The following is a 7,259-nucleotide window of genomic DNA, read 5'->3' on the forward strand; positions in this document are numbered from 1 at the left end:
CGGCGAAGGCGGTCGCCGCGCCCGTGCTGCCGATGAGGGCGATGGCGGCGGCCGTGCCGAGGACGATGGCGCGGGGGGTGAGGGTGCGCTTGGCGTTGGCCTTCATGGTGACGGTTCCTCCGGTTCGTATCGCGTGGTGCGTTCCGTCGGCGGGGCTCTCTCGCGCGCCCTTCCGACACCCACTACGTTGCCGAACCGCACCTGAAGCCAGCCTGAAATCCTGAAGCCCTCTTCAGGTTAGGACGCGCAGCGAGGCCGGAACGACCGTGCGGGCGCGCTCGTGGAGTTCGCGCGCGGCCTGGTTTTTCAGGTGGGGCCGGATCAGACGCAACATGGCCGCCATGCGTTGATCCGCGCGCCCCGACTGCACCAACGGGTAGTCATCCAGGGTCTGATGCCAGGTCGCGCAGGCTGCTTCCAGGTGGCCGATGTGCAATTGGCGTTCCGCAAGTGTGGCGCGCTGGCGAACCCTCCCGCGCCGATAGACGCTGGCGCGAAGTGCGTCCGCCTGCATCATGGCGTCGATCGATCCCCGCACATCGCCCAATTCGTAACGCACTTGGCTCGTGTGGTAACTCAATGACGACGGGTCGTAAGAACCGAACGCCTTCTCTCGGGATTCGGCCTTCTCCATGGCCGATTCAGCCTCCGCGAGATACCGCAAGGCGTCGGCGCGGTCACCGATCTGGGCCGCCGCATGCGCCTGTTGGCCCGCCAGAAACGCCCTCATCCGGGGCCCTGCCTGCGGCGACGCGGCGGCAGCGGCGTCAGCGAGTCGCATCGCGTGTTTGCCGTGCCCCAGATCGACGGCCTGCACGCTCATGCCACGCAGCGTCGTGCAATAGGTCGAGTGGTCGTCCGCAGCTGCGGCTAATTCCAACGCCTTGAGGTAATACTGCTGCGCAAGCCCATGATGCCCTTCGTCCACGGCCATATAGCCCGTCAGATAGCAGAGGTCGGACGCGGCCGACATCATCGCCTTCCGAACCGGCTCCGGGGCATCTGCCCCGAGGTATGGCGTGACCGTGTTGACGAGAAAGGCGGCGGCCATAGGGCGCGCATGCCGACCGCCGAATTGGTCGTCCAGCTCGGACAGCCGCTCGGTCATGGCGATGACCGTGTCGACGTCGCTCATTCCGATGCGCTGCGTCTGATCGCTCCGGGCGCTCTCCATGCGACCGACCGCGTCGGGCCAGTCGGGCACGGTCATCGCGACAGAAAAGAGGCTCACGCCAAGAACGCTGCGACGAGAAGGGTCCATATCCTGCCTCCCGAGGTCGACCAGCCCTTCCACGGTACTCGGGCGAGCGTTCGACTCCAGGGCGAGTGACGAGAATCCGGCGTCCGCATGGGTGATCGGCCGGTGCAGCCTGCGGGCCAGCGCTTCGAGGATCAGCACGTGTCGTTTCTCGTTCGGGGCGTGCCCCTTGAGCCAGGTGTGAACGGTCTGGGGGGTGTGTGCAGTCGGGGTCCCGTACTCCGTACCGACGCGGTTCACCGCTTGGGCGAACTGGCGGAGCGTCCACCCTGTCTCGCGGAACAGCCGCTCAAGGTCCTCGTTCGGCGTCCGGTTCCCCATGACCTCAACCCTCCACAACCGCAGAGCTTTTGAAGCTTTTGAAACCTGCTGCGGTCGCCACAGTACCGCGCTGCGTAGTGGACCGGTTGCCTAGAGCGAGAAGAGACCCCCGCGACCGTGCGACCGGTCCGGGGGCGTGGCCAACGCTGAAATGGAGCGTCAACGTGAAGAAGGCTATCGCCCGGATCCTCGAATGGGGGCTACGGCTGGTGTTGCCCGCCCCGGGCCCCCACGAGGCAGCCGCTGCCCCGGAACGTACTCCCGTACCGGCTGCCCGACCCCGCTTGTCGGTGACTGTCTGCGCCGTGGACCCTCCGACGCTTTCGCTCCCGCGCATCCCGGTCGCCGACCGGTTCCCCATCGTGTGGGACACCGAACCCGTGCCGCTCTACATCGTCCGGTACGAGGAGCACCGAGCGCTGGAAGCGGCGCGGTGAGCGCGGACGCACCGCCTCCGCCGGAGCGGCCCACTCCGAAGGAGTTGGACCAGCGTGCGGAAGCCCTGAAGAAGAAGATCGACAAGCACCTCGGGCGGGGGACTGGAGCATGACCGAGGAATCCCCGCCCTGCGCGGAGTGCCAGAGGTGTGCCGAGCTACGCGAGCAGGCGAGACAGGCCCGGAACTACCGGGTGGCGGCCGACTACGAACTGCTGCGCCGTCGGCACCCCACCCACGAAGCACCGCATGCGATGGCGCGTTGGGGGCTGCCGACGTGACCGAGTCGACGCCGTACAAGGGCCTGCGGCCAGGCCAGGACGCTTACGACGCCGCCACGGGGTGGGTCGGTGTTCTGCAGGCCATCTGTCACATCAACGAACTCGTCTTCGAGCACGGGATGCCGGGCCCGCTCGTCGCGTTCCTCCGCCCCGCGAAGGGCGGACAGGAGTGGACGACGGACCCCGAGCACCTCCGCTGTCCCGAGTCAGCTGGTGGACTGACCGAACGCCCTCCACCAACGCGTGCGAGTGAGCCGACACCGTGTGCGCCGAAAATCAGCAGCAACCGGAGGCAGAAATGAGCGTGGTAGCAGTGCCGTGGGGTCTGACGCGCATGAGGCCCTACCCCGAGGCAGTGGTCCTTCCCGCTGCGCGGGCCGTGCTCGACCCGGTGACCCAGACGGGTCGATGGGGCGGGTCCGACGGCCTGGGCGTGCCCTTCACCGGCAAGCACAAAAGGTCCGAGACGAACAAGGAGACCCAGAGCAAGACAAGTCTGGACGGTAATCCGGACGAAGGCAGCGACCAGGAAGGCGATACGGATTGACTCCGGCCGCGCCCGTCCTCGTGGTGTCGCAGGTGGAGGACGTCACCGCCGATTCGGTCACCGAGGTACTGAACCGGCGCCGGGTTCCCGTCGTACGCCTGGATCCGGGAGATTTCCCCACGGACATCTCCCTCGCGGCCCGACTGGACAACGCCGGGTTGTGGGGAATCGCTGGGACCCGGACCCGGGTCACCGACCTTGACCGGGTTCGATCCGTGTACTGGCGCCGACCGCGCCCCTACGCGGCTCCACCCGGGCTGGACAAGCGGGACGCCCACTGGTGCCGGGAAGAGGCTCGCTACGGTCTCGGGGGCGTCCTCGCTTCCCTCCCCTGCGCGCATTACGTCAACCACCCATGGCGGAATCGGGACGCCGAGCACAAGCCCGCCCAGCTCGCCACCGCAGCGCGTTGCGGCTTCGACATCCCGCCGACTCTCCTCACGAACGACGAGACTTCGGCCAGGGAGTTCGCCCGCGACCACGGCCCCGTCATCTACAAGCCACTGCGCAGCACGCACTACCAGAATCCCGACGGCCGGGCTCTGACCGTATGGGTCGAGGAAGTCGATCCCGCTGACCTGAACGCCGGGGTCAGCCAGACCGTGCACCTGTTCCAGAAACGTGTGCAGTCCGTCGCTGATCTGCGGGTGACCGCCGTGGGCGAGGAAGTCTTCACGGTCCGGATCGAGGGTTCGCCCGGCCTGGACTGGCGACGCCACTACGACGCCCTGTCGTACTCGCTCATCGATACACCGCCGACCTTGGCCAAGAGCATGCGCCAGTACCTGGAAGCCTTTGGGCTCGTCTTCGGAGCCTTCGATTTCGGCGTGGACGGGGACGGCCGGATCTGGCTGTACGAGTGCAACCCCAACGGCCAATATGCATGGTTCCCTGAATCGATCACCAGCAAGATCGTCACCGCCGTCGCCGACCAGCTCCAGCACGCAGGAGAACACCGTGCCCGCTGACCTCGCCGCGCTCCGCCTGGCCCTGGCCGAGGAGGTTGCCGCTGCCCATCCGAACCTCGACTCCGGATGGCGCGATGCCGTCGCCGCGGTCCCCCGCGACCTGTTCCTCGGCACCGCCGCATTCCGTCTCACCAGCGCCGGATGGGAACCCGTATACCGGGGCGACGTCGGGGAGGACGAGTGGCTGCGGATGGTCTACTCCGACCAGACGTGGGTCACTCAGGTCGGGGAGAAGGATGCCGCCGATGCCACAGGCCCCGTCTCCGGCAGCCCCACGTCCTCGGCAACTCTCCCTTCCCTCGTGGTCCGAACCGCCCAGGTGGCAGAACTCCGCCCCGGTCAGAAGGTCCTCGAAGTGGGCACCGGCACCGGCTACTCGACCGCGGTCCTGTGTCACCGGCTCGGGGCGGGGAACGTCGTCAGCATCGAGTACGACGCCGTTCTCGCGGCAAGAGCCGCCGCGCACCTGCGGCAGGCCGGATGCGCGCCGACGCTCGCGGTGGGGGATGGCCTCCAAGGGTGCAAGAAGCACGCCGACTACGACGCCATCATCGCCACCTGCTCCGTGCGATCCATCCCCCACTCGTGGTTCTGGCAACTGAACGACGGCGGATCGATCACCACCACCATCTGCGGCTGGATGCTCGCCGCCGGGATGATCCGTCTCGTCCTCGATGACGAGGGGACCGCCCATGGTCGGTTCATCGGCGACACCATCACCTATATGCTCGCCCGCCCCCACGAGCGGCCCCCGTCCCCGTCCTTCTTCCGACTGGAGGGCGACTGTCGTCATACCCGCCTGGACCCCGGGCTCCTGGAGGAGTGGGCGGGACGGTTCGTCGCCCAGCTCGCCGCACCCTCTGCCGAGTTGATGACCACCCGCTCCGGCATCATCCTCCGCGACGTGGCGACTGGCTCGCAGGCATGGACGGAACCCGATGTCGAGGGATGGAGGGTGCACCAGCACGGCCCGCTCCGCCTCTGGGACCAAGTGGAACAGGCCCTCTTCGTGTGGCGGGATGCGGGGGCGCCGGACCTGACGCAGTTCGGGATGACCGCTACCCCCTTCCTGCAGACCGTATGGATCGGCTCTCCCCAGGGGCCGAACTGGCAACTCCCCGTCTGACCGTTGTCACCCGAACCGAGCGTCAGCGGCTAGGTGTGCTGCCCGGTCGATCATGTGACTGAGGGAGCGTCGGCAGGTGATTGACCGGATTCCGTACCCGCCCTTGTCGGGTACCAACGCCAACTCCATCCTGGTCAACGAATCGGCATTCAGGGGTTAAGGGGGCACGTGACTACCGGAAGAGGCAGGACGCAACGGACGCGGAGAGTACAGATGGCCCTGGTGTACGGCCTCCTCGGACTTGGACTGCTGGGTCTGATCACTTCCACACCGTTCGTGCTGGCTGCGTTGGCTCCAGCGAACACCGACTGGGGAAAGCTCAGTGACATCAGCCAGGCATACGGGGCCGTGTCCGTTGTGCTCTCGGCCATTGCTCTGGCCGGAGTGGCTCTCTCACTCCTGTACCAGGCCCGTCAAAGTCATACGAGCAACGAGCAGGCCATTAGAGACAGCCATCTCCAACTCGCGACACTCGCGCTGAGCGACCCGGATCTCCTCCAGGCATGGTCACCGCCCGCTGCACCGGTCACCTTGAAGCGGCATCAACAACATCTGATCACGTCACTCGTTCTCGGTGAGTTGCTGCAACGCTTTCGTATCGGCCACCTGTCTGTCGAGAAGCTCGCCGTGAAACTCGACGGGCACTTCCGCGGTGAGATCGCGCGCGAACAGTGGGAACGTGAAGGGCTTGGTTGGCGCCGCACCATGGAGGCTGGTGATCGCCGCGACCGCGTGTTCGTTCGCCTGGTGGGTGAGCGCTACCAGGCTGCTCTAGCCGCAGGACCGGCGCTTGCTGTCATGGAGTTCCAAGATCGGCCGGACAGGCCCTAGTCGATGTCGATGGCCTCTACCGCGTCGGGGATGAGCGCGACCTGTTGGGGGTCCAGCAGTCCGAGCGCTCGGTGGCCACTTCGGCCGTGCAGACGAGGCACACGAGGTTCGGGCCGTCGCAGCCGTCCAGGCCGCAGCAGCCGTTTCGGCGTCCGAGCAGGGAGGTCAGTTCGGTGCCGTGCACATCGGCCTTGGCCAGGACGATGCCGTTCAGGTTCGCGCGGGCCGCTGGGTGTTGCTCCCCGGCCTCCGGCGGATCGCAGGCGAAGGTGCCCGGACGCATGCGTGGCGGGCATTCCTCGTCCTCCGGCAGCGTGCACGGCGGCCGAGCGCTGTCCGCGTCGGGGAGCGGCACCTCCCGTACGGGTGCGGTGAGTTCGACGTGGCAGCGGCGGCGGAAGACGACCATGCGCGCCATCGTCCGGTCCCACGCGGGACCGGCGCCTCCGAATTCCGCGCTATCGGCGCGGAGTCGCCGCTGTCGAGATCACGGATGCGCGGTAAGCGGAGGCACGGCTATTGGCGCTTGTTCGCGCTTTAACACAGTCGGCGTAAGGACTAGACCTATAGCTGAGGGGGCTCGCCCGCGTCCCAACGTGCAGCGGATTGGCTGAGATCTGGTCCGGCGGTATACGGAGTAATGGGTTTCGCATAGCCCGCGCTGGTCAACAGCGGTGCGCATTTGCCACTCGCTCGCGCGCCGGGTGATGAGCAAGTGGATTTTAAGACATGAGTGGATCATGCTCCGGGAGTAAATCTGTGGGCACGTCTGATCACGTGTGTTAGGAATGTTAGGTCATCGGGGGATGCGCCATCCATGACCAAGGTGGCGCCCTCCTCACTCATTTGTGAGCGGAGGTAGATGTATGCGTAAGTTCGCTGTGACAGGCGTTGCGGTTCTGGCGCTCGGCGGTTCTCTGGGATTGATGGGGACGCCGGCTGTGGCCGCCCCTCAGACGCAGGTGGTGACGGCTGGGGACGTTAGTGCCCAGGGCGCCGTTCCCGGCTGCGTCAAGGTCAAGAAGACCCTGCAGGACCAGGGGTACAAGTCGTTCCGCGTCAAGAACAACTGCGCCGGTACGAAGAAGCTCAGGGGCGTCTTCAAGTACGGGTACGACTCGGCCTGCACGTCCGTGAAGCCCGGCAAGACCAAGCTGCTCTCGTCCATGCAGCCGTGGGTCGACTACGACAAGGTCGTGACCTGCTGAGCCTGTTTGGCAGGTCTGCCGTTTGAACAGCGACACTGACGCCTCCCGGGGATCCGATCGGATCCCCGGGAGGCGTCAATGTATTCAGGGGTGCTGTTCAGTCGTCGTCGCCGTCGTTGTCGTTCTGGTCGTCGTCCTGGTCGATGTGCTGGTTCAGGACCTTGCCGTTGGTGGCGTCGATGGTCACTTCGTGGCTCTTGTGGTCCTTACCGAGGACGTCGATCTCGTAGACGGCGGAGTTGGCGCGGTCGGTGTCGTCGAGGCCGTAGGAGGTCAACGTGCC

General features: G+C 66.4%; 10 protein-coding genes. 7 read left to right on the plus strand and 3 right to left on the minus strand.

Annotated elements, in window-relative coordinates; genetic code table 11:
- Nucleotides 1-232: 232 nt before the first annotated feature.
- The gene (locus ACFV9T_RS42340) at nt 233-1,579 is read right to left on the minus strand and encodes a tetratricopeptide repeat protein (protein WP_385449130.1); all 1,347 of its coding nucleotides are present in this window, start codon (nt 1,577-1,579) and stop codon (nt 233-235) included.
- A 305-nt stretch (nt 1,580-1,884) separates the two neighbouring features.
- Here ACFV9T_RS42340 and ACFV9T_RS42345 point away from each other — a divergent pair, with 305 nt between their 5' ends.
- From ACFV9T_RS42345 to ACFV9T_RS42370, 6 genes are all read left to right on the plus strand, one after another.
- A complete protein-coding gene (locus ACFV9T_RS42345) occupies nt 1,885-2,016 on the plus strand; it encodes a hypothetical protein (RefSeq protein WP_385449132.1) in 132 nt (43 codons plus the stop codon).
- Nucleotides 2,017-2,125: 109 nt separating this feature from the next.
- Nucleotides 2,126-2,296, plus strand: a complete 171-nt coding sequence (locus tag ACFV9T_RS42350) for a hypothetical protein (RefSeq protein WP_385449135.1) — start codon at nt 2,126-2,128, stop codon at nt 2,294-2,296.
- A gap of 298 nt (nt 2,297-2,594) precedes the next feature.
- On the plus strand, nt 2,595-2,843 hold the full coding sequence (gene tgmA / locus ACFV9T_RS42355; RefSeq protein WP_385449138.1) for a putative ATP-grasp-modified RiPP: 249 nt from the start codon (nt 2,595-2,597) through the stop codon (nt 2,841-2,843).
- Nucleotides 2,840-3,811, plus strand: coding sequence for an ATP-grasp ribosomal peptide maturase (gene tgmB / locus ACFV9T_RS42360; RefSeq protein WP_385449139.1), 972 nt, complete (start codon nt 2,840-2,842; stop codon nt 3,809-3,811). The genes tgmA and tgmB overlap by 4 nt, the downstream gene beginning before the upstream one ends.
- Nucleotides 3,801-4,937: an ATP-grasp peptide maturase system methyltransferase gene (gene tgmC, locus ACFV9T_RS42365; protein WP_385449141.1), complete on the plus strand. Its 1,137-nt coding sequence runs from the start codon at nt 3,801-3,803 to the stop codon at nt 4,935-4,937. Before tgmB ends, tgmC begins: the two co-directional genes overlap by 11 nt.
- A gap of 213 nt (nt 4,938-5,150) precedes the next feature.
- A complete protein-coding gene (locus ACFV9T_RS42370; protein WP_385449144.1) occupies nt 5,151-5,768 on the plus strand; it encodes a DUF6082 family protein in 618 nt (205 codons plus the stop codon).
- Nucleotides 5,769-5,784: 16 nt separating this feature from the next.
- Here ACFV9T_RS42370 and ACFV9T_RS42375 read toward each other — a convergent pair whose 3' ends face one another.
- Nucleotides 5,785-6,186: a hypothetical protein gene (locus ACFV9T_RS42375; RefSeq protein WP_385449147.1), complete on the minus strand. Its 402-nt coding sequence runs from the start codon at nt 6,184-6,186 to the stop codon at nt 5,785-5,787.
- A 523-nt stretch (nt 6,187-6,709) separates the two neighbouring features.
- Here ACFV9T_RS42375 and ACFV9T_RS42380 point away from each other — a divergent pair.
- The gene (locus ACFV9T_RS42380; protein WP_385449149.1) at nt 6,710-6,976 is read left to right on the plus strand and encodes a hypothetical protein; all 267 of its coding nucleotides are present in this window, start codon (nt 6,710-6,712) and stop codon (nt 6,974-6,976) included.
- A 97-nt stretch (nt 6,977-7,073) separates the two neighbouring features.
- On the opposite strand, the gene ACFV9T_RS42385 is transcribed toward ACFV9T_RS42380, so the two are convergent.
- Nucleotides 7,074-7,259 (minus strand): PepSY domain-containing protein (locus ACFV9T_RS42385; RefSeq protein ID WP_385449152.1); only part of this gene is annotated, 186 nt, incomplete at its 5' end.

The sequence above is a fragment of the Streptomyces sp. NPDC059850 genome (assembly GCF_042731515.1).
In the GTDB taxonomy this organism is placed as follows: Bacteria; Actinomycetota; Actinomycetes; order Streptomycetales; family Streptomycetaceae; genus Streptomyces.